The organism is Serratia sp. (in: enterobacteria), from assembly GCF_051654945.1.
In the GTDB taxonomy this organism is placed as follows: domain Bacteria; phylum Pseudomonadota; class Gammaproteobacteria; order Enterobacterales; family Enterobacteriaceae; genus Chania.
On sequence record NZ_JBOFZA010000056.1, the window covers coordinates 16157 to 36108 of the forward strand.

The window sequence follows — 19952 nt, forward strand, 5'->3', positions numbered from 1 at the left end:
TTAGCTTTTGAATGATTTGACCGCGCTATTCTAGTGGAGAGTACGCAGTTATGAAACGATCACCGTCCAATACCTACTTTGAGGAAGCGATAGGGTAACGACTGAGCTAGAATAGTATGTATCGCTATTGGCATGATTTTCACGGCAAAAATGAGCCCCATTATGACTGAATTACAGCAGCAGCCTCCTGTGGCACTTGGCCCGCGTCTAAAGCGTAGTGATAGGATCCGTCAGCTTCTGCGCCAGGATAAGACGCCGGTTGCCATCCTGCTTATGGCGGCGGTGGTGGGGACCTTGGCGGGATTATTGGGCGTTGCTTTTGATAAAGCGGTGGATTGGGTGCAACAGCAGCGGTTGTCGGGCCTGGCCTATGTCGCCGATTCTTGGATGCTGGTGTGGCCGCTGGCGTTTATTTTTTCCGGTGTTCTGGCCGCTTTGGGGTTTTATCTGGTTAAACGTTTTGCGCCAGAAGCGGGCGGTTCGGGGATCCCAGAGATCGAGGGCGCGCTGGAGGAGTTGCGGCCGGTACGCTGGTGGCGGGTGATCCCGGTGAAATTTATCGGCGGCATGGGCACGCTAGGTGCGGGGATGGTACTGGGGCGTGAAGGGCCAACGGTGCAGATGGGGGCCAATGCCGGGCGAATGGTGCTGGATATTTTTCGCATACGTAGTGCCGAGGCACGCCACTCCATGCTGGCCACCGGTGCCGCAGCTGGCCTGGCCGCCGCATTTAACGCCCCCTTGGCGGGGATCCTGTTCGTTATTGAAGAGATGCGCCCGCAGTTTCGTTACAACCTGATTTCAGTCAAGGCGGTGTTTATCGGCGTGATTATGTCGAGCATTGTCTTTCGTGTATTTAATGGTGACAGTCCGCTGATCGAAGTGGGTAAACTTGCTTCGGCACCGCTCAATACGCTGTGGTTGTACCTGGTGTTAGGGACGGTGTTTGGCGCTGTGGGGGTGATGTTTAACGCTTTAGTGTTTCGTACGCAGGATATGTTCGCCCGCTTCCATGGTGGCAAGACTGGCAAGATCCTGCTGATTGGTGCTCTGCTTGGGGGCGCTTGTGGCGTGCTTGGGTTGCTCGAGCCAGCGGCTGCTGGTGGTGGTTCGGCCTTGATCCCGAGCGCGGTGGCGGGCAACTACAGCATAGGCATGCTGCTGTTTATCTTTATTGCACGGGTGATCACCACGCTGCTCTGTTTCGGCTCAGGTGCGCCAGGTGGTATTTTTGCGCCAATGCTGGCCCTGGGGACGCTGCTCGGCACCGCTTTTGGTCTTTTCAGCGGTCACCTGTTCCCAGAGTATGGTCTTGAGGCTGGCACTTTTGCTATTGCGGGTATGGGGGCGCTGTTTGCCGCTACCGTGCGTGCACCGTTAACCGGTATTGTGCTGGTATTGGAAATGACCGATAACTATCAGCTGATTTTACCGATGATCGTCACCTGCTTGGGGGCGACCCTGGTGGCGCAGTTTATGGGCGGTAAGCCATTGTATTCCGCCATTTTAGCCCGCACCTTACAAAAGCAGCAGCAAGAGCAGGCCGAGAAAACAGGTAAAGAAAATACAACAAATGCGGTGAATACTTGAACGCAACACTCAGGTATTAGATAATCAGCAACATTAATCGGGTCGCCATAGCAGTAACCTGATGCGAAACACTGTTGGGAGTAACGAGTATGAGTGATGAAACAGCACTGCCCCTGCAATTTACCGAGGCAGCAGCAAGCAAGGTGAAATTCCTGATTGCTGACGAAGAGAATCCAAACCTGAAGTTGCGGGTTTACATTACCGGTGGCGGCTGCAGTGGATTCCAGTACGGCTTCACCTTTGATGACAAGATCAACGACGGTGACATGACCATCGAGAAACAGGGCGTCGCGCTGGTGGTTGATCCGATGAGCCTGCAATATCTGGTGGGTGGCGCGGTGGATTACACCGAAGGGTTGGAAGGTTCGCGCTTTATCGTGACTAACCCGAATGCCAAAACCACCTGTGGCTGTGGCTCTTCATTCAGCATCTGATCCTGCCATCGTCAAAAACCCGCTTGCCTGAACGGTACGTGGGTTTTTTTATGCCTACCATTCCACGGTGACCACTTCGTTTTGCCGATCGCCTACCACCCGCTTGCTGGAGCTCATCTTAGGCTGCAAGGTGGTGCTATTGCCGCAGGTTGCCTGTGGCACGTTGCCGGTCAGGGTGACGCTACAGGTGGGTACTATCGTGATGCTGATACCAATCTTGCCGCTGGTGTTCTCGGCCATGGCGCTGCTGCTCAACAGCAACGCGCTGATTATCAATAAGTGTTTCTTCATTCTTAGACTCAAAGCGATACCTGTCCGTGGGTCAAAGCACTATGACCTATCGGCAAAAGTAAACGGAACTTAACAGCGCGGGATAATTTTTAACGGATGATTAAATAGTTGATTACATTATTCGTGCGCAATTTATTAGCGCAAAATAATAGCACGATGGCTATATAATAGTCGAATATACTGTTTTATAGGTGAGCCTCCGCCGAAGCTGGCGGAGACCAGAATTACTGTTCGAGGATAAAGGCGGGGAGCTTCAGGTGCCAACGAATGGCGGCCAGGCGGATGCCCAGCGTGATGATCATGCCCAGCATCATGGCATGCTGTAACGGCATACCGAAGGTGTAGAACGCCGTGACGTGTACCGTTCCGCCGACGATGCAGGCGGTGGCGTAGACTTCGGTTCGCAGGATCATCGGGATCTCTCGGGCCAATACGTCGCGGATGATCCCGCCGCCGACGCCGGTAATGACGCCCATACAGACCGCCACCAGCGGCCCGCTGCCAGCGGCGAACGCCTTATTGACGCCGATCCCCACAAACACCGCCAGCCCGATGGCATCCAGCACCGGCAGGATCCATTTCGGCAATCGGCGTGGCTGGCGCACCAGCAGCAGCGTGAGCACGCAGGTGATCATCGCTACCACCAGATCGGTGGGATCCTTGACCCAGAATACCGGGCCGTTGGCGAGCGCCATATCACGGATCGTCCCGCCACCGACTGCGGTCACTACCCCCAGTACCAATACGCCAAAGGGATCCATCCGTAATTTGCCCGCCAGTAACACACCGGAAATGGCAAATACCGCAGTACCAAGAATATCCAGCCAAAATACCATCAATGGATCTCCGCCAATTGACTGCATAGTGATTGCGCCGCCAGCATGATGCGTGGCCCGGCGCGGTTAAACCAATCTTCCTCAAGGGCGATCACCGGCACGTCCAGCTGTGGCCCCCAGAAGGCTTTTACATTGGCGATCTGCTGGGTGCTGCCGCCGATCACGATAGCCTGCGGTTTACGCACCAGCACCTGTTCACGGCTCACCTGCGGCCAGGGAACAGGGCTATCGGCAAAAATATTTTCTGCGCCACATAAGCTCAGAACCTGGCTTTGCAACGTGGCGGCCGAACTGGTGAACAGTGGCTGAGTGCCAAATTGCAGCAGCACTGGCCTTGGCGAGTTGCTGGCATAGTGCGTTTTCAGCTCCTCGACTTGTTGACGAAGCTGGGCTGCGGCCTGATGTGCCTGTTCGGGATGAGGGCTGTACTGCGCTAACTCGTCCAGCGACTGGGCGATCTCGTCAATATTCTTGGCATCCGCGTAGAAAATCGGAATGCCAAAGGAAGCAAGCTGATCTAACACCCGCTGGGGATTACCGCCACGCCAGGCCAGCACCAGATCGGGTTTTAACGCCAGGATCCGCTCCAGGTTGATCCCTTGCCAGGAGGCGACCTGTTCCAGTTTTTGGGCGGCAGGTGGGTAATTGGAGTAGGCGCTGACGGCCAGCAGGGTATCCCCCATGCCGGCCGCATAGGCAAGCTCCGTGGTGCTGGGAGCCAGGCTGATCACCCGTTGGGCGGCGCTGGCGGGCAGCACCATCCACAGGATCAGCCAGCTCAGCAGGGCGCACAGACGCGGCTTCACATTAACCGCGCTTGGCCAGGGTTTGCAGCATGGCGTTAACCATCATCGAGGACTGCTTGGCGGCTACCACCAGGAACTCGTCGAAGCTCATATGGGATTCACTGTCGGCCACGTCGGAAATCGCGCGTACTACCACGAATGGCGTACCGAACAGATGGCAAACGTGGCCAATGGCGGCGGCTTCCATTTCAACCGCAGCCACGGTTGGGAAGGTATTGCGGATGCGGGCCAGTGGCTCGGCACCGTTGATGAAAGCGTCACCGCTGCAAATCAGGCCGCGCACCGCGTTCAGCTCAAGCTGTTTGATGCAGTTTTCGGCCAGTGCAATCAACGCAGGATTAGCAACGAACGCTGGCGGACAACCGGCCATCTGGCCTGGTTCATAGCCAAAGGCGGTCACGTCGGCGTCATGGTAGCGGACTTCTTCAGAGACCACGATATCGCCCACTTTCAGCGTAGCGGCCAGGCCACCGGCGGAACCGGTATTGATCACCACGTCGGGCTGGCACTGTTCCAGCAGCAGGGTGGTACCCAGCGCTGCGGCCACTTTACCGATGCCTGACTTGAGCAAGGCCACTTCCATGCCGTTGATTTGGCCGGTGTAGATTTCACAACCCGCGCGTTGAACGGTCTGGCGGTTCACAATTTGCTCGCGCAGCAGGGTGACTTCTTGTTCCATTGCGCCGATGATGCCTACTTTCATAAATAACACTCGCTGATAGGGTATGGAAATTGCGCCATAGTCTATCATGGCTCTCAGAGAGAGATAATCCGCAATACCGTTGCATCCGCCGCCGGGAATTGTTATCACGGAAGCACTGCGCAACGGGGGGGAGAAACAGATGTCCGGGATCGACTTTAAGCAGAAGATCAGCTTCCAGCGGCCATTTAGCAAGCCAATAGAAGCTGAAGAAGAGTACGACATCATTCGCCAGTTTGAGAGCGACCGCGGGCGCATCGTCAATTCTGCGGCGATCCGCCGTTTACAGCAGAAAACACAGGTGTTTCCGCTGGAGCGCAACGCGGCGGTGCGTAGCCGCCTGACCCACTCGATGGAAGTGCAGCAGGTGGGGCGGCATATTGCCAAAGAGATCCTCAACCGCTTCAAACAGGAAAAGCGCATTGATGTGCTCGGCTTGAGCAAGCTGCTCGATCCTTTCGAAAGCATTGTCGAGATGGCCTGCCTGATGCACGACATTGGCAATCCGCCGTTTGGCCATTTCGGCGAGTCGGCCATCAACGACTGGTTCCGCCAGCGGCTCGATCCGGCCAGCTGTGGCAGCGAGCCGGGTAGCCACGACCGCTGTCAGGTGGAGGTGTTGCACCTGCATGAAGGAGAGAGCGATCTTAACCGGCTACGCAGCCGTATTCGCCACGATCTCTGCCATTTTGAGGGCAATGCTCAGGCGATCCGCCTGGTCTACACGCTGTTGAAATTGAATCTGACCTATGCGCAGGTGGGCTGCATCCTGAAATACACCCGTCCGGCCTATTGGGCGAGCGATATTCCCGCCAGTCACAGCTATCTGATGAAGAAGCCGGGCTTTTACCTGGCGGAAGAAGCTTTTGTCGATCGCCTGCGGCGTGAATTGCATATGGGAGAGTTCGATCGTTTCCCTCTCACCTATATTATGGAGGCCGCCGATGATATTTCTTACTGCGTGGCCGATCTGGAAGACGCGGTAGAAAAGAACATCTTTACCGTGGAGCAGCTCTATCAGCATTTAACCCAGGAATGGGGCGAAGTTGTTCCGGGGGATCTGTTTGACAAGACCGTTGCCAGCGCGTTTCGTAAAATCGAGCGTAGCGGGGCGCGGCGTAGTTCGGAAGATCAGTTCTTTATGTATCTGCGGGTCTTTACCGTCGGCAAGCTGGTTCCCCATGCGGCCCAGCGATTTATCGATAATCTGGATGCGGTGTATCACGGTCACTTTAACGGTGCGCTGCTGGAGGATGCCAGCCCGGCTTGTCGCCTGCTCGATATCTTCAAGAACGTGGCGTTCAAGCACGTATTCAACCACCCGGAAGTGGAGCAGTTGGAACTACAGGGGTACCGGGTGATTAACGGATTGCTGGATATCTACAGCCCGTTGCTGGCCATGCCACTGGCGGACTTCAGCCAGTTGGTGCGGGAAGACAGCCACCGTGCGTTCCCGATTGAAACGCGGCTGTTTCACAAACTCTCTACCAAACACCGCCTGGCCTATGTTGAGGCGGTAGAGGGCTTGCAGCATCTTTCTGCCGAACAGCAGGCGATCCGGGAATATTATTTCCGTGCGCGGCTGTTACAGGATTATATCAGTGGCATGACCGATCTATATGCCTATGATGAATATCGGCGTTTGATGGCAGCGGAATAATTTACGCGCCAGACAGTAGCTTATTTTTCCAAGATAAATCTTAAGCTGGAACATTATTTCGAGTTTTGTAAAGACCGACAATATTTGTTTACTATTACCGGGCAGCGCAATGGGAACTTCGGCTTCTCTGCAGGCTCTTACTAAGCACCAAGACCCGGTATTCCTTTTGAACGATTTTTAAGAGACACACAGATGAAGAAAACAGCACTGGTTTTAAGCGCACTGGCTTTGAGTATTAGTTTGGCAATGGGTCCGGTAACTACCGCCAATGCCGCAGAAACGGCTTCGGCCTCCACGACTGCCCAACCGATGCCGAGCCTGGCGCCGATGTTGGAAAAAGTGATGCCTTCGGTGGTCAGTATCAACGTGGAAGGTAGCGCCGCGGTAGATGCGAAAACGGTGCAGCAAATGTCACCGTTCTGCCAGGATGGTTCACCTTTCCAGGGTTCCCCAATGTGCCAAGGTGGTGTGCCGGGTGGCCCAACCACCCAGGAAGCCTTTAAAGCCCTGGGTTCTGGCGTCATCATCGATGCGGCTAAAGGCTACGTGGTGACCAACAACCACGTGGTAGACAATGCCAGCAAGATCACGGTACAGCTCAGCGATGGTCGTCGCTTTGAAGCCAAGGTGATTGGCAAGGATCCGCGTTCTGATATCGCGTTGATCCAGCTGAAAGACGGCAAAAACCTGACGGCAATCAAAATGGCCGATTCCGAGCAGCTGCGCGTGGGTGATTACACCGTTGCGATCGGTAACCCGTATGGCCTGGGTGAAACCGTGACCTCCGGGATCGTTTCTGCTCTGGGGCGCAGCGGCCTGAACATTGAAAACTACGAAAACTTTATCCAGACCGATGCGGCGATCAACCGGGGTAACTCCGGCGGCGCATTGGTAAACCTGAACGGTGAGCTGATCGGTATTAACACCGCGATCCTGGCACCGGACGGCGGCAACATCGGTATCGGTTTCGCCATTCCAAGCAACATGGTGAAAAACCTGACGTCGCAAATGGTGGAATTCGGCCAGGTGAAACGTGGTGAGCTGGGCATTATGGGCACCGAACTGAACTCTGAACTGGCGCAGGCGATGAAGGTTGACGCCCAGCGGGGCGCGTTCGTCAGCCAGGTGATGCCGAAGTCTTCTGCCGCCAAGGCCGGTATCAAGGCCGGTGACGTGATTGTCACCATGAACGGGAAAGCCATCTCCAGCTTTGCGTCGTTCCGTGCCGAGATTGGTACCCTGCCTGTCGGCACCAAGATGGCGCTGGGCATCATCCGTGATGGTAAGCCGGTGACCATTGACGTTACGCTTGAGCAAAGCAGCCAGGATCAGGTTGATTCCAGCAATATTTACGCCGGTATTGAAGGCGCAGAGCTGAGCAACAGCACCGACAAAGTGAAAGGCGTGAAGGTTGAGAAGGTGAAACCTGGCAGCGCTGCGGCACGCATCGGGCTGAAAAAAGGCGACGTGATCATGGGTGTGAACCAACAGCCGATCAATAACCTGGGCGAGCTGCGGAAAGTGCTCGACAGCAAGCCTTCGGTGTTGGCGCTGAACATCCAACGTGGTGATGCGACGCTGTATCTGCTGATGCAGTGATTCGCTCCCGCGATCGCACAAGGGCACGCTTCGGCGTGCCTTTTTTTTATGGTGGCAAACTGTGAGTTTGAGCACAACTCGTCGCTGGCCAAAATGCATTTGGGCATCTGCACAATGTGTGCGGGAAAGCGCGTCGGTATGCTGAACGTTGGTTTATCATCCGACGGGGGCAAGATGCAATGGCGGAATATCACCTTGATGCCAAGCTAGCCAGGGAAATTGTCGCTCGCACCATGAAAATTATTGATAGCAATATCAACGTAATGGATAACCGGGGGCGGATTATTGGCAGTGGCGATCCAGAGCGTCTGGGGGAGCTGCATGAAGGGGCGTTACTGGTGCTGTCACAGGCCAGAGTGGTCGCTATCGACGATGCCGTTGCCCGTCATTTGCACGGCGTTCGGCCCGGCATCAATCTGCCTTTGCACGTTGACGGTAATATCGTTGGGGTCATCGGCCTGACGGGCGATCCGGTGCAGCTACGGCAGTTTGGTGAACTGGTCTGCATGACGGCTGAAATGATGTTGGAGCAGGCGCGTTTGTTAAGCCTGTTGGCGCAGGACAGCCGCTTTCGTGAAGAGTTTGTTCTGAACCTGATCCGCACGGAGGAGCTGTCACCGGCCTTGATGGAATGGGCGCATCGTCTGGGGATAGATCCCAATCAACCTCGCGTCGCGGCGGTCGTGGAGGTGGATAGCGGCCAGTTGGGGGTCGATAGTGCGATGGCCGAATTACAGCAGTTACAGGAACTGCTGACGCTGCCGGAACGTGACAACCTGATCGCCATTGTTTCCCTTAGCGAAATGGTGGTGCTTAAACCGGCGTTGAATCACCATGGGCGTTGGGATGCCGAGGCTCACCGGCGGCGAGTGGAGAATCTGCTGGTGCGGATCAATGAAAGTAGCCGTTTGCGCGTGCGCATTGCCCTCGGTAACTATTTCATTGGCCCTGGCAGTTTGGTGCGTTCCTACCGCACTGCACGTACCACTATGGCCGTTGGCAAGCAGCGTATGCCCGAGCGCTGGGCCTATTATTATCAGGATCTGATGCTGCCGGTGTTGCTGGGCAGCCTGCGTAGCGGTTGGCAGGCGGATGAGCTGGCGCGGCCGTTGGAGCGTTTGAAAGCCATGGATGGGAATGGCTTGTTGCTGCGAACCTTAAACGCCTGGTTTCTCAATAACGTACAGCCTACCGCGACCGCCAAAGCGCTGTATATTCACCGCAATACGCTGGAATATCGTCTCAACCGCATTTCCGAACTCACCGGCTTGAACCTGGCCAATTTCGATGCACGCCTATTGTTGTATGTAGGGTTGCAGCTTGATGAAGACTAGCCCGGCTGTACGCAATAGTGCTGCTGGCGGGAGTCATGCAGAACGCCGACACGCTGTGAACCCGTCCCAGGGGGCTCGCAATCGCGCATCCGTGCGCTCAACGGTCGGCTAACCTGCATGACTTCCACCAGCCTCAAGCTTCAGATTTCGCGGGATTTAAACCCCAGCAAAACGGAGTCGAGGTCTAGCTAGGAAATTAAATAGTGGCACGTTCGGTTCGCTCTCCCTGTGGGTTAGGGTGAGGGGCATTGCACTCAAGTCACAGGCGCAGGATTAAACACCGCCAGCGCATTGAACAAACCCCATTGATCCGACCAGGTTTGCTTACGTCCGCTGGCGATATCCAGGATCAGTTCGAACAATTGCCAACCGACCTGCTCAATGGTCGCTTCGCCGGTGGCGATAGTTCCGGCGTTGATGTCGATCAGATCGTGCCAGCGTTCGGCCAGCGCACTGCGCGTCGCCATTTTGATCACCGGCACGGCAATCAGGCCGTAAGGCGTTCCCCGGCCGGTAGTGAACACTTGCACCGTCATACCGGAAGCCAACTGCTGGGTGCCGCAAACAAAGTCGCTGGCAGGAGTGGCGGCATAAATCAGCCCACGCTTGCTGGGGCGCTGGCCGGGTGACAGCACTTCGACAATCGCGCTGCTGCCCGATTTGGCGATCGAGCCTAAAGCCTTCTCCACCACGTTGGCCAAACCGCCTTTCTTGTTACCCGGTGAAGGGTTGGCGCTACGATCGGTTTGCCCTTGATTGAGGTAATCGTCATACCAGGCCATCTCCTCCAGTAAGCGCTTGCCAACCTGTTTGTCCGCGACCCGTGGGGTTAACAGGTGGATAGCATCACGCACTTCGGTGACTTCTGAGAACATCACGGTAGCCCCGCAGCGTACCAGCAGGTCGGAGGCAAAACCCACCGCCGGATTGGCCGTCACCCCGGAAAAGGCATCGCTTCCACCACATTGCATTCCCACCACCAGTTCCGAGGCCGGTACGGTTTCCCGCTGGCGGCGGTTCAGGCGTTGCAGGTGCTGTTCTGCGACGGCCAGGATCTCGGCTACCATGGCTTGAAAGCCGACGTGCTTCTCATCTTGCAGGCGCACAATCCGGCTGTCATCCAGCGCAATGGGTTGTACATCTGGGGTTCCCTGCAGCAGGCGTTCCGGTTGCAACTTCTCACAGCCGAGCCCTACCACCATCACTTCGCCGCCAAAGTTCGGGTTGAGCGCCAGATTATGCAGGGTACGGATGGGCACCACCGCAGCAGGGGCGTTGATAGCGACTCCGCAGCCATAGAGATGGTTCAGACCGACCACGCCATCGACGTTGGGATACTTCGCCAGCAGGTCGCGCTCAATGATTTTCACCACATAATCCACCACACCGGCCACGCAGTGCACGCTGGTGGTGATAGCCAGCAGGTTCTTGCTGCCCACGCTGCCATCGGCATTGCGGTAGCCTTCAAAGGTATACCCTTCCAAAGGCGGTAATGTCTGGGGCACATTATTGGCTAGCGGCAGGCTAGCCAACTCGGGGGCCGGAGGAAGTAGCACCAGTGATTCATCAATCCAACTGCCACGGCGGATAGCTCGCGCAGCAAAGCCAATCACTTCGCCATAGCGCAAAATGTTGCCACCTTGCGGAATATCTTGTAGCGCAACTTTATGTCCCTGAGGAATAGACTCCAATAATGTCAGACCGCAGGGAAATAGTGCTCCTGTAGGCAGTCCATGGTCATTAACGACAATGGCGACGTTATCTTGTCGATGAACCTGAATATAGCGCGGTAATTCTTGGTTATTGCTAACTGCATATTCGGACATAGTGAAACCTCACGCACCCTAACTTGTGTACGCCGTGGGTAATAATCGAAAGTTCAGCTCAGCGAAAAGCATAACATTGGCTAGCGGGACGGACATTATGCAAATGACCTAGATTTTGCCGTTTGTTGCCGCCTTTCTTTGGCATTGTGCTAACCCGCTGTGATGTGGCTCACGCTGCGTCTGGATCCGTGAGCCAGTCCGCGCACGGTTGGGCATCCGCCATAAACCTGGCGCCATATTCACGGCGTTATTGGGTTATTTGCACGATGTTTCGGCGCTTGCCGTTCCCTATACTTTTATTCCACCAAGCGTTAATGCGTTTAAAGATTGCCAGTGCCGTATTAATCGAACTGCTCAAAAAAGGCCGCAATTAAATTTAAACCTTTCGTTCTGAGATATTTATATCGGCGGTTCAGGATGATGAATATAGCTCCGGCTATAGAGTTCAGGAGAGCACCATGTCTACTATTAGCACTGCCAACAGTGCAATAAAACGAACCAATAAGCGTTACTGGATCGTGGTAATGCTGTTTATTGTCACCTCATTCAACTATGGCGACCGGGCCACGCTTTCCATCGCCGGTACCGCCATGGCGCAGGATATTGGCCTCGATCCGGTCGGAATGGGCTATATCTTTTCGGCGTTTTCCTGGGCCTATGTGATTGGCCAGATCCCCGGCGGCTGGTTACTGGATCGCTTCGGCTCCAAGCGGGTCTATTTCTGGAGCATCTTTATTTGGTCGTTATTTACCTTGCTGCAAGGCTTCGTGGATATCTTCAGCGGCTTTGGCATCGTGGCTGCGCTGTTCGCTCTGCGTTTCCTGGTCGGCCTGGCAGAAGCCCCGTCATTCCCCGGTAACAGCCGGATTGTGGCCGCCTGGTTCCCTGCCCATGAGCGTGGTACGGCGGTATCGATCTTCAACTCGGCCCAATACTTTGCCACGGTGATCTTCGCACCGATCATGGGCTGGCTGACACATGCCGTGGGCTGGTCGCACGTGTTCTTCTTTATGGGCGGGCTGGGCATCATCCTGAGCTTTATCTGGCTCAAGGTGCTGCACGATCCCAAAGATCACCCCAGCATCAACCAGGCCGAGCTGGACTATATCGAAGCCGGCGGTGCCTTGATCAATATGGATCAGCATCAGGCTACGTCGGTGAAGGTCAAAGGCGAGAAGTGGTTCCAGATCAAGCAGCTGCTGCAATCACGCATGATGATTGGCGTGTATATCGGCCAGTACTGCATCAACGCGATGACCTATTTCTTTATCACCTGGTTCCCGGTGTATCTGGTGCAGGCGCGCGGCATGTCGATCCTCAAAGCCGGCTTTGTCGCCTCGGTTCCGGCCATTTGCGGCTTTATTGGCGGGGTGCTCGGCGGCGTGATTTCCGATTACCTGATGCGCCGCACCCAGTCGCTGACCTTCGCCCGTAAAACACCGATCGTGCTGGGCATGCTGTTGTCGATGTCGATGATTTTCTGCAACTACGTCGAAACCGAGTGGATGGTGGTCGGCATCATGGCCGCCGCGTTCTTCGGCAAGGGGCTGGGGGCGTTGGGCTGGGCCGTGATGGCGGATACCGCTCCCAAAGAAATCAGCGGCCTGAGCGGCGGCCTGTTCAATATGTTCGGCAATATCTCGGGCATCGTCACGCCGATCGCTATCGGCTACATCATTGGCTCCACCGGATCGTTTAACGGCGCGCTGGTCTACGTCGGGATCCATGCCCTGCTGGCGGTGGCCAGCTATCTGTTCATCGTAGGTGACATCAAGCGCATCGAGTTGCAACCGATGGTGAAGCGGCCGCAATAGCCGTAAACGGTCAGCACTTGGCTACGGAACCTACCTTTCTGAGGACATTGTTATGACTACAGCACCAAAAATTACCACCATGCAGGTTGTACCGGTGGCCGGCTACGACAGCATGCTGCTCAATCTCAGCGGCGCTCATGCCCCCTTTTTCACCCGCAATATCGTGATCTTGCAGGATAACGCCGGTAACACCGGGCTGGGGGAGATCCCAGGGGGCGAGAAAATCCGCCAAACCCTGGAGGAGGCGCAATCCCTGGTCGTGGGCAAAACCCTGGGCGAATACAAAAACGTGATGAACAGCGTGCGTGAACGCTTTGCCGATCGTGACGCTACCGGGCGCGGGTTACAGACTTTCGATTTGCGTACCACTATCCATGTGGTGACCGGCATTGAAGCGGCGATGTTGGATCTGCTCGGGCAATTTCTCGAGGTGCCGGTGGCAGCCCTGCTGGGTGATGGGCAGCAGCGTGACTCGGTGGAAATGCTTGGCTATCTGTTTTATGTCGGCGATCGCAACAAAACGCCGCTGCCTTACCAAAGCCAGCCGGATGATGCCTGCGACTGGTATCGCCTGCGCCACGAGGAAGCGCTGACGCCGCAAAGCATTGTACGTCTGGCGGAGGCAGCGTTTGACCAGTATGGCTTCAACGATTTCAAGCTAAAGGGAGGCGTATTGGCAGGTAGTGAAGAGGCCGAGGCCGTTACGGCGCTGGCGCAGCGTTTTCCTCAGGCGCGCATTACGCTCGATCCCAACGGAGCCTGGTCGCTGAAGGAGGCGATCGTGCTGGGTAAGCAACTGCGTAACGTGCTGGCCTATGCCGAAGATCCTTGCGGTGCCGAGCAGGGCTTCTCTGGCCGGGAAGTGATGGCGGAGTTCCGCCGTGCTACCGGCCTGCCAACCGCGACCAATATGATCGCCACCGACTGGCGGCAGATGGGGCATACGTTACAGCTGCAATCGGTGGATATCCCGTTGGCCGATCCGCATTTCTGGACCATGCAGGGATCGGTACGCGTTGCCCAGATGTGCCATGAGTTCGGCCTGACCTGGGGTTCACACTCCAATAACCACTTCGATATCTCGCTGGCGATGTTCACTCACGTGGCGGCAGCAGCACCGGGCAACATTGCCGCGATCGACACGCACTGGATCTGGCAGGAGGGCAACCAGCGGCTGACGCGGGATCCGTTGCAGATCGTCGGTGGCCGCGTGCAGGTGCCGCAACGGCCAGGGCTGGGGATCGAGCTGGATTGGGATCGGCTGATGCAGGGCCATGAGCTGTACAAGAAACATGGGCTGGGCGCACGCGACGATGCGCAGGGCATGCAGTACCTGATCCCGGGTTGGATCTTTGATAACAAACGCCCGTGCCTGGTGCGCTAACAGAGGAAACATCATGAAGAGCTGTCATAACCCTTTCCGCCAGTCGCTGCTGGCAGGGGAAACCCTGATCGGCTGCTGGTCTGCGCTTGCCAACCCGATCTCCACCGAAGTCCTGGGGTTGGCCGGTTTCGACTGGCTGGTGCTGGATGGCGAACATGCGCCGAATGATATTGGCACTTTTGTGCCGCAGCTGATGGCGTTGAAGGGAAGCCCCAGTGCCGCGGTGGTACGGCCGCCGTGCAACGAACCGGTGATCATCAAGCGCCTGCTGGATATCGGTTTCTCCAACGTGCTGATCCCGTTTGTGGAAAGTGCCGAGCAGGCACAGCAGGCGGTAGCGTCAACGCGTTATCCTCCGGCGGGGATCCGTGGTGTCTCCGTTTCGCACCGCAGCAACGGTTATGGCACCGTGCCGGACTATTTCGCCCAGATCAACGAGCAGATTGCGGTGCTGGTGCAGATCGAAAGCCAGCAGGGGGTCGATAACCTGGACGCGATCGCTGGCGTAGAGGGGGTCGATGGGATCTTTGTCGGGCCGGGGGATCTTTCCGCCGCGCTGGGTTATCTCGGCCAGCCCAACCACCCAGAGGTGCAAGCGGTGATCCGCCATATCTTCCAGCGGGCCAGTGCGCACGGCAAAGCCAGCGGCATCCTGGCCCCGGCGGAGGCGGATGCTCGTCGTTATCTGGAATGGGGAGCCAGGTTCGTGGCCGTCGGCAGCGATCTTGGCGTATTCCGCACGGCCACACAGGCCTTGTGCGATCGGTTTAAACAGAGGGATGTAAAATGAAAATCGGCTTTATTGGTTTAGGGATCATGGGTAAACCCATGAGCAAAAACCTGCTGCAAGCGGGCTATTCACTGGTGGTGATGGATCGCAATGCCGCAGCTGTGGCGGAGCTGGCCGCGCTGGGGGCCGAGGTTGCCGCCACGCCAAAGGCGGTGGCCGCACTGAGCGATATCGTGATCACCATGCTGCCTAACTCACCGCAGGTGCGGGAAGTGGCGCTAGGCGAAAATGGCCTGATTGAGGGAGCCAAAGCGGGTAGCGTACTGATCGACATGAGTTCTATTGCGCCACTGGCCAGTCGTGAAATCAGCGCGGCCCTGGCAGCCAAACAGATTGCCATGCTCGATGCGCCGGTGAGCGGCGGTGAACCTAAAGCTATAGATGCCACGCTGTCGGTGATGGTGGGCGGTGATAAAGAGGTCTTCGATCGCTGTTTTGAAGTGATGAAAACCATGGCCGGTTCGGTGGTCCACACCGGGGATATTGGCGCTGGTAACGTCACCAAGCTGGCGAACCAGGTGATTGTGGCGCTGAATATTGCGGCCATGTCTGAAGCACTGGTATTGGCCACCAAGGCTGGCGTTAATCCTGACCTGGTTTTCCAGGCGATCCGTGGCGGCCTGGCGGGCAGTACGGTGTTGGAAGCCAAGGCACCGATGGTGATGGATCGCAATTTCAGACCGGGATTCCGTATTGACTTGCACATTAAGGATCTGGCTAACGCGCTGGATACCTCCCATGGCGTGGGGGCGCAACTACCGCTGACCGCTGCGGTGATGGAGATGATGCAGGCGCTGCGGGCCGATGGTCTGGGCAATGCCGATCACAGCGCGCTGGCGTGTTATTACGAACAGTTAGCCAAGGTAGAAGTCTCCCGATAAGGGCATATATCTGCGGGGCTGGAGGGCGCGGCCCCTACCGCTCGGGAGCATATAATCGATGAAAATAGTGATTGCGCCAGACTCGTTTAAAGAAAGCCTTAGCGCATTTGAAGTGGCCTGCTGCATTGAGGCCGGATTTCAGGAGGTATTCCCCCAGGCCAGCTACCTGAAACTGCCCATGGCAGACGGGGGGGAGGGGACGGTGGAGGTCATGGTTGCCGCTACCGCTGGTCGCATGATTGATGTCGAGGTCACCGGGCCGTTGGGTGAGAAGGTGAGGGCTTTTTTCGGGCTGTCTGGCGATGGGCAAAGCGCGTTTATCGAAATGGCGGCGGCCAGTGGCCTGGAACTGGTGCCCAGACATCGGCGTAACCCGCTCAAAACTACTTCCTACGGCACCGGGGAATTGATCCGTCATGCGCTGGATCAGGGGGTACAGCACTGCATTATCGGCATTGGCGGCAGTGCTACCAACGATGGCGGTGCGGGGATGGTTCAAGCGCTAGGTGCCCGGTTGCTCGATAGCCAGGAGCAACAGCTTGGTTTTGGTGGCGAAGCGTTGGCCCAACTGGCCCGCATTGACGTTAGTGGATTAGACCCGCGTATCAGGCAGTGCCGATTCGAGATTGGCTGCGATGTCACCAACCCACTCACCGGCAACCACGGTGCTTCGGCGATTTTTGGTCCGCAAAAAGGGGCTACTACGCAAATGGTGGCTCAGTTGGATAGCGCCCTGCGTCATTACGCGCAGATGATCGCATACTGGCTGGATATCGAGGTTGAGCAGGCGGCGGGAGCAGGCGCTGCCGGTGGTATGGGGGCGGCGCTATTGGCCTTCTGCCAGGCGGAGCTGCGCCAGGGGATTGAGATTGTCACCGACGCGTTGAAGCTGGACGAACGGGTGCGCGATGCCACCTTGGTGATCACCGGTGAAGGGCGGATCGATAGCCAGAGCCTCAACGGCAAGGTGCCGATCGGCGTGGCCAGGGTGGCCAAACGTCATAATAAGCCGGTGATTGGCATTGCTGGTAGCCTGAGCCCAGACGTCAGCGTGGTGCATCAGCAGGGGATTGACGCAGTGTTCAGTGTGCTGCATCACCCCTGCACGTTAGAGGAAGCACTAGCCCAAGCCGCAGAAAACGTGCGGATGACGGCGCGTAATATTGCGGCGGTGATCAAGCTGGCCCAAGGTTAAATCACTCTGCCCCTTTCCTACCAGAAAGGGGCATCACTGTTATCCCAGTTGGAACTTGGCTTCCGTTTTCACCAGCTCAATCTCATCCAGCAGTTCCAGCCATTCCGGTTCTAAATCACCGTTGCTGGCACCCTGACGCAGTTGCTGCTCAAGATAGAAACACAGCTGTTTCAGACGTGGAACGCCGCTATAGCTGCAACTGCCGTGCAGCTTGTGGATCAGATCGAGGATGGTGGCATCCTCTTCCCCATCCAGCACGGCTTTTACCCGCTCGCTGACCTGTGGCAGGAATTCGACCAGCATCTGCAACAGATCGCGCGCCAGATCCTCTTTATTGGCGGCCTGACGTAAGGCCAACGGCCAATCCAGCGATAACGGCGGTTCAGCCGGGGTACGCGGCTGCGTTGGCTCCGGTTCAAGTTCGACGGTGTGATAACGGGAAAGCACTCTGGTGAGCATGGCTTCGTCTATGGGCTTGGCCAGATAGTCATCCATACCGGCCTGCAACAGATGTTCACGTTCACCGCTCACCGCATGGGCGGTCACCGCGACGATCGGCGTAGAGTTGTGATGTGGCATTTGGCGGATCATCTCGCTGGCGCGGATGCCGTCAATGTTCGGCATCTGAATATCCATCAGGATCATGTCCAGCACGTTATCGCGTGCCAGCACGATGGCTTCCTCACCGCTTTCACACAGCAGCGTTTTCTCCACCTGTTCTGCCAGCAACGCGCCGATCAGCTTCAGGTTGGCCGGGTTATCATCCACCGCCATCACCGTCAGCGGCAAGCGTTTATGCACCGCTGGTGCGTTCAGGCGCAGCGGGGCCTCCATACGCAGTAACGGATACAGACGGTTGCTGCTGATCGGCTTGGTCAGGCAGCCGATAGCGCCCAGTTTCTTCATTTGCTCGGCATCGATCTGCGACTGGCTCGGCATAGCCAGGATCACCCGGTCAGCCAGTTTCAGTGATTCCAGCAGCTTGTCGCGATGCTGGCCGATACTGTCTCTGTAGGGGATCGGCACGCCCGCCAGCAGGAAGTCGTAATGACCTTTCGGCAATTGCCCCAGGGTTGGCGAATGGGTCACCACCAGATGGGTAGCGCTCAACATATTCAGCGTGGCCTGAGCCGCCGTAGGGTTGGCTTCGATGTAGGCCAGCGTTTTCCCGCGCAGATCCGGCAGGCTTGGCGGCAGCGACAGCATGCCCTCATTGAGATCGATGGTAATGTGGAACCAGAAGGTCGAGCCACGATTGAGCTGGCTGTGGAAGTTGATATCACCTCCCATCTCTTTCACCAGCTTCTGGGTGATCACCAGCCCCAGCCCGGTGCCGCCGTGGCGGCGCGAGATACTGGCATCAGCCTGACGGAAGGCTTGGAACAGCTGCGATTGCTGGCGTTCGGAAATGCCGATGCCGGTATCGTGGATCTGGACTTCCAGTTCAACTTGACGTTCCAGCTGATTACGCAGCTCGACGCGGATATCGATATTGCCGGTTTCGGTGAACTTCACCGCATTGCCGAGCAGGTTGGTGATCACCTGTTGCAGGCGCAGTGAATCGCCAATCACCTGTTCTGGCACATCGTTTTGCACATCCAGGGTCAGCTCCAGCCCTTTGTCGTGCGCGCTGGGGGCCAGCAATACCAGCACCTCATCCAGCGTTTCACGCAGTGAGAACGGAATATGTTCCAGGATCAGCTTGCCAGCCTCCAGCTTCGAGAAGTCCAGCACGTCGTTGATGATGGTCAGCAGGTTGTTGGCCGAGCGTTCGATGGTTTGCAGATAGTCGGTCTGGGTGGCGCTCAGGTCGGTTTTCAGCGTCTGGCGGGTAAAGCCGATCACGCCATTGAGCGGAGTACGCAGCTCGTGGGACATATTGGCCAGGAATTCCGATTTGATACGGGCAGCCTCCTGCGCGCGCTTTTTCGCCAGATCCAGTTCAACGTTCTGGATCTCCATTTGCTCCAGCGTTTCGCGCAGATCGGAGGTGGCCTGATCGATATTCTGCTGCATCTCCTCGTGATAGGCGGTCAGCGACATGGCCATCGAGTTGATGCCGTTTTTCAGCATTTGCAGTTCGCCGAGCATAAAGCCTTCTACCCGGCTATCCAACTGGCCACGGCGGATACGGTCGACGGTGTTGACCATATTGCGGATCGGGCCGGTGACGTCGCGCATCAGGCGGTAGGCAAACAGAATGGCAATACACATGCATAACAGCAGCAGCAGGGTAGACACGAACACTTCTTTATACTGCTGCAAGCGCACCGATTGCAGATCCAGCTCGATCGCCACATAGCCCAGATTGTTGTCAGGATGGAGCTCTTCGTTGGCGTTCTCGTCCGGGAACTGCGACTCCGACAGGATTGGCGTACGCAGGATCAGGGAATCACCACGCCGGGTCAGCATCAGGTCGGTGGGCATCGGCACACCTTTGGGCAACTGCAACTGGGTATAGTTGTGATGATAGTTGGAGGTGACAAACAGATTGTTCTGCGCATCAAACACGGTGATCGCCCGGACGATATCCGAATGGCGACGATGCAGCAGGCTGACCAGTTGCCGGACCGACTCACGGCTGCGGAAGGTCATGCCATATTCGCTGGCGACGGCCAGAGGTTCGATGATGCTGGCACCGGCATCGACCAACTGCTCTTGCAGCTCGTTGTAGCGGTGGACCACAAAGAAGGTGCTGAGCAGCAGACCGATCAATAAAGTCGGTGCCAGGATCAGGATCATCATGCGCGCGCGCAAGCTGTATTTGGTCATGGGAGTCCAATGTGGGAGAATTGGAGGCTAATCTTAGCTT

The 19952-nt window shown here is 56.6% G+C and carries 16 protein-coding genes; 10 read left to right on the forward strand and 6 right to left on the reverse strand.

Annotated features, from left to right (window positions below):
• Positions 1 to 162 precede the first annotated feature (162 nt).
• Both clcA and erpA read left to right on the forward strand, forming a co-directional pair.
• Positions 163 to 1590 carry a H(+)/Cl(-) exchange transporter ClcA gene (gene clcA, locus ACRDCA_RS08065; protein ID WP_438689068.1) on the forward strand — a complete coding sequence of 476 codons (1428 nt, stop codon included), beginning with the start codon at positions 163 to 165 and terminating at the stop codon, positions 1588 to 1590.
• 89 nt (positions 1591 to 1679) lie between these two features.
• On the forward strand, positions 1680 to 2024 hold the full coding sequence (erpA, locus tag ACRDCA_RS08070) for an iron-sulfur cluster insertion protein ErpA (protein ID WP_021179368.1): 345 nt from the start codon (positions 1680 to 1682) through the stop codon (positions 2022 to 2024).
• Between the two features lie 54 nt (positions 2025 to 2078).
• Here erpA and ACRDCA_RS08075 read toward each other — a convergent pair whose 3' ends face one another.
• From ACRDCA_RS08075 to mtnN, 4 genes are all read right to left on the reverse strand, one after another.
• Complete coding sequence (locus ACRDCA_RS08075; protein WP_438689069.1) at positions 2079 to 2315, reverse strand: hypothetical protein; 237 nt, start codon at positions 2313 to 2315, stop codon at positions 2079 to 2081.
• A 224-nt stretch (positions 2316 to 2539) separates the two neighbouring features.
• Positions 2540 to 3154 (reverse strand): TRIC cation channel family protein, encoded by a 615-nt coding sequence (locus ACRDCA_RS08080; RefSeq protein ID WP_024483478.1) that lies wholly within the window; start codon positions 3152 to 3154, stop codon positions 2540 to 2542.
• On the reverse strand, positions 3151 to 3957 hold the full coding sequence (gene btuF, locus ACRDCA_RS08085) for a vitamin B12 ABC transporter substrate-binding protein BtuF (protein ID WP_438689070.1): 807 nt from the start codon (positions 3955 to 3957) through the stop codon (positions 3151 to 3153). Before btuF ends, ACRDCA_RS08080 begins: the two co-directional genes overlap by 4 nt.
• Before the next feature lies 1 nt (position 3958).
• Positions 3959 to 4660 carry a 5'-methylthioadenosine/S-adenosylhomocysteine nucleosidase gene (gene mtnN / locus ACRDCA_RS08090; RefSeq protein WP_438689071.1) on the reverse strand — a complete coding sequence of 234 codons (702 nt, stop codon included), beginning with the start codon at positions 4658 to 4660 and terminating at the stop codon, positions 3959 to 3961.
• 139 nt (positions 4661 to 4799) lie between these two features.
• Between mtnN and dgt the strand changes: the two genes are divergently transcribed.
• The 3 genes from dgt (at position 4800) to ACRDCA_RS08105 (ending at position 9250) form a co-directional block, all read left to right on the forward strand.
• Positions 4800 to 6317, forward strand: coding sequence for a dGTPase (dgt, locus tag ACRDCA_RS08095; RefSeq protein WP_438689072.1), 1518 nt, complete (start codon positions 4800 to 4802; stop codon positions 6315 to 6317).
• A gap of 192 nt (positions 6318 to 6509) precedes the next feature.
• Positions 6510 to 7916: a serine endoprotease DegP gene (gene degP, locus ACRDCA_RS08100; protein ID WP_438689073.1), complete on the forward strand. Its 1407-nt coding sequence runs from the start codon at positions 6510 to 6512 to the stop codon at positions 7914 to 7916.
• 179 nt (positions 7917 to 8095) lie between these two features.
• Positions 8096 to 9250 (forward strand): CdaR family transcriptional regulator, encoded by a 1155-nt coding sequence (locus ACRDCA_RS08105; protein ID WP_438689074.1) that lies wholly within the window; start codon positions 8096 to 8098, stop codon positions 9248 to 9250.
• 254 nt (positions 9251 to 9504) lie between these two features.
• On the opposite strand, the gene garD is transcribed toward ACRDCA_RS08105, so the two are convergent.
• Positions 9505 to 11076 carry a galactarate dehydratase gene (gene garD, locus ACRDCA_RS08110; protein ID WP_438689075.1) on the reverse strand — a complete coding sequence of 524 codons (1572 nt, stop codon included), beginning with the start codon at positions 11074 to 11076 and terminating at the stop codon, positions 9505 to 9507.
• Positions 11077 to 11534: 458 nt separating this feature from the next.
• Here garD and ACRDCA_RS08115 point away from each other — a divergent pair, with 458 nt between their 5' ends.
• Genes ACRDCA_RS08115 through ACRDCA_RS08135 form a run of 5 tightly spaced genes read left to right on the forward strand, consistent with a single transcriptional unit; the run spans position 11535 to position 17140 of the window.
• Positions 11535 to 12890 carry an MFS transporter gene (locus ACRDCA_RS08115; RefSeq protein WP_438689076.1) on the forward strand — a complete coding sequence of 452 codons (1356 nt, stop codon included), beginning with the start codon at positions 11535 to 11537 and terminating at the stop codon, positions 12888 to 12890.
• 52 nt (positions 12891 to 12942) lie between these two features.
• Positions 12943 to 14274, forward strand: a complete 1332-nt coding sequence (gene gudD, locus ACRDCA_RS08120; RefSeq protein ID WP_438689077.1) for a glucarate dehydratase — start codon at positions 12943 to 12945, stop codon at positions 14272 to 14274.
• A 13-nt stretch (positions 14275 to 14287) separates the two neighbouring features.
• Positions 14288 to 15064 carry a 2-dehydro-3-deoxyglucarate aldolase gene (garL, locus tag ACRDCA_RS08125; protein WP_438689078.1) on the forward strand — a complete coding sequence of 259 codons (777 nt, stop codon included), beginning with the start codon at positions 14288 to 14290 and terminating at the stop codon, positions 15062 to 15064.
• Positions 15061 to 15945 (forward strand): 2-hydroxy-3-oxopropionate reductase, encoded by an 885-nt coding sequence (gene garR, locus ACRDCA_RS08130; protein WP_438689079.1) that lies wholly within the window; start codon positions 15061 to 15063, stop codon positions 15943 to 15945. Before garL ends, garR begins: the two co-directional genes overlap by 4 nt.
• A gap of 58 nt (positions 15946 to 16003) precedes the next feature.
• The gene (locus ACRDCA_RS08135) at positions 16004 to 17140 is read left to right on the forward strand and encodes a glycerate kinase (protein WP_438689080.1); all 1137 of its coding nucleotides are present in this window, start codon (positions 16004 to 16006) and stop codon (positions 17138 to 17140) included.
• Positions 17141 to 17179: 39 nt separating this feature from the next.
• Here ACRDCA_RS08135 and barA read toward each other — a convergent pair whose 3' ends face one another.
• Positions 17180 to 19912, reverse strand: a complete 2733-nt coding sequence (gene barA / locus ACRDCA_RS08140; protein ID WP_438689081.1) for a two-component sensor histidine kinase BarA — start codon at positions 19910 to 19912, stop codon at positions 17180 to 17182.
• Positions 19913 to 19952 lie beyond the last annotated feature (40 nt).

What these genes read in the sequence shown, in the direction of transcription:
- clcA (WP_438689068.1), top strand. Translation starts at nt 163, where the DNA reads ATGACTGAATTACAGCAGCAGCCTCCTGTGGCACTTGGCCCGCGTCTA.
- erpA (WP_021179368.1), top strand. Translation starts at nt 1,680, where the DNA reads ATGAGTGATGAAACAGCACTGCCCCTGCAATTTACCGAGGCAGCAGCA.
- ACRDCA_RS08075 (WP_438689069.1), bottom strand. Translation starts at nt 2,315, where the DNA reads ATGAAGAAACACTTATTGATAATCAGCGCGTTGCTGTTGAGCAGCAGC.
- mtnN (WP_438689071.1), bottom strand. Translation starts at nt 4,660, where the DNA reads ATGAAAGTAGGCATCATCGGCGCAATGGAACAAGAAGTCACCCTGCTG.
- dgt (WP_438689072.1), top strand. Translation starts at nt 4,800, where the DNA reads ATGTCCGGGATCGACTTTAAGCAGAAGATCAGCTTCCAGCGGCCATTT.
- degP (WP_438689073.1), top strand. Translation starts at nt 6,510, where the DNA reads ATGAAGAAAACAGCACTGGTTTTAAGCGCACTGGCTTTGAGTATTAGT.
- ACRDCA_RS08105 (WP_438689074.1), top strand. Translation starts at nt 8,096, where the DNA reads ATGGCGGAATATCACCTTGATGCCAAGCTAGCCAGGGAAATTGTCGCT.
- garD (WP_438689075.1), bottom strand. Translation starts at nt 11,076, where the DNA reads ATGTCCGAATATGCAGTTAGCAATAACCAAGAATTACCGCGCTATATT.
- ACRDCA_RS08115 (WP_438689076.1), top strand. Translation starts at nt 11,535, where the DNA reads ATGTCTACTATTAGCACTGCCAACAGTGCAATAAAACGAACCAATAAG.
- gudD (WP_438689077.1), top strand. Translation starts at nt 12,943, where the DNA reads ATGACTACAGCACCAAAAATTACCACCATGCAGGTTGTACCGGTGGCC.
- garL (WP_438689078.1), top strand. Translation starts at nt 14,288, where the DNA reads ATGAAGAGCTGTCATAACCCTTTCCGCCAGTCGCTGCTGGCAGGGGAA.
- garR (WP_438689079.1), top strand. Translation starts at nt 15,061, where the DNA reads ATGAAAATCGGCTTTATTGGTTTAGGGATCATGGGTAAACCCATGAGC.
- ACRDCA_RS08135 (WP_438689080.1), top strand. Translation starts at nt 16,004, where the DNA reads ATGAAAATAGTGATTGCGCCAGACTCGTTTAAAGAAAGCCTTAGCGCA.
- barA (WP_438689081.1), bottom strand. Translation starts at nt 19,912, where the DNA reads ATGACCAAATACAGCTTGCGCGCGCGCATGATGATCCTGATCCTGGCA.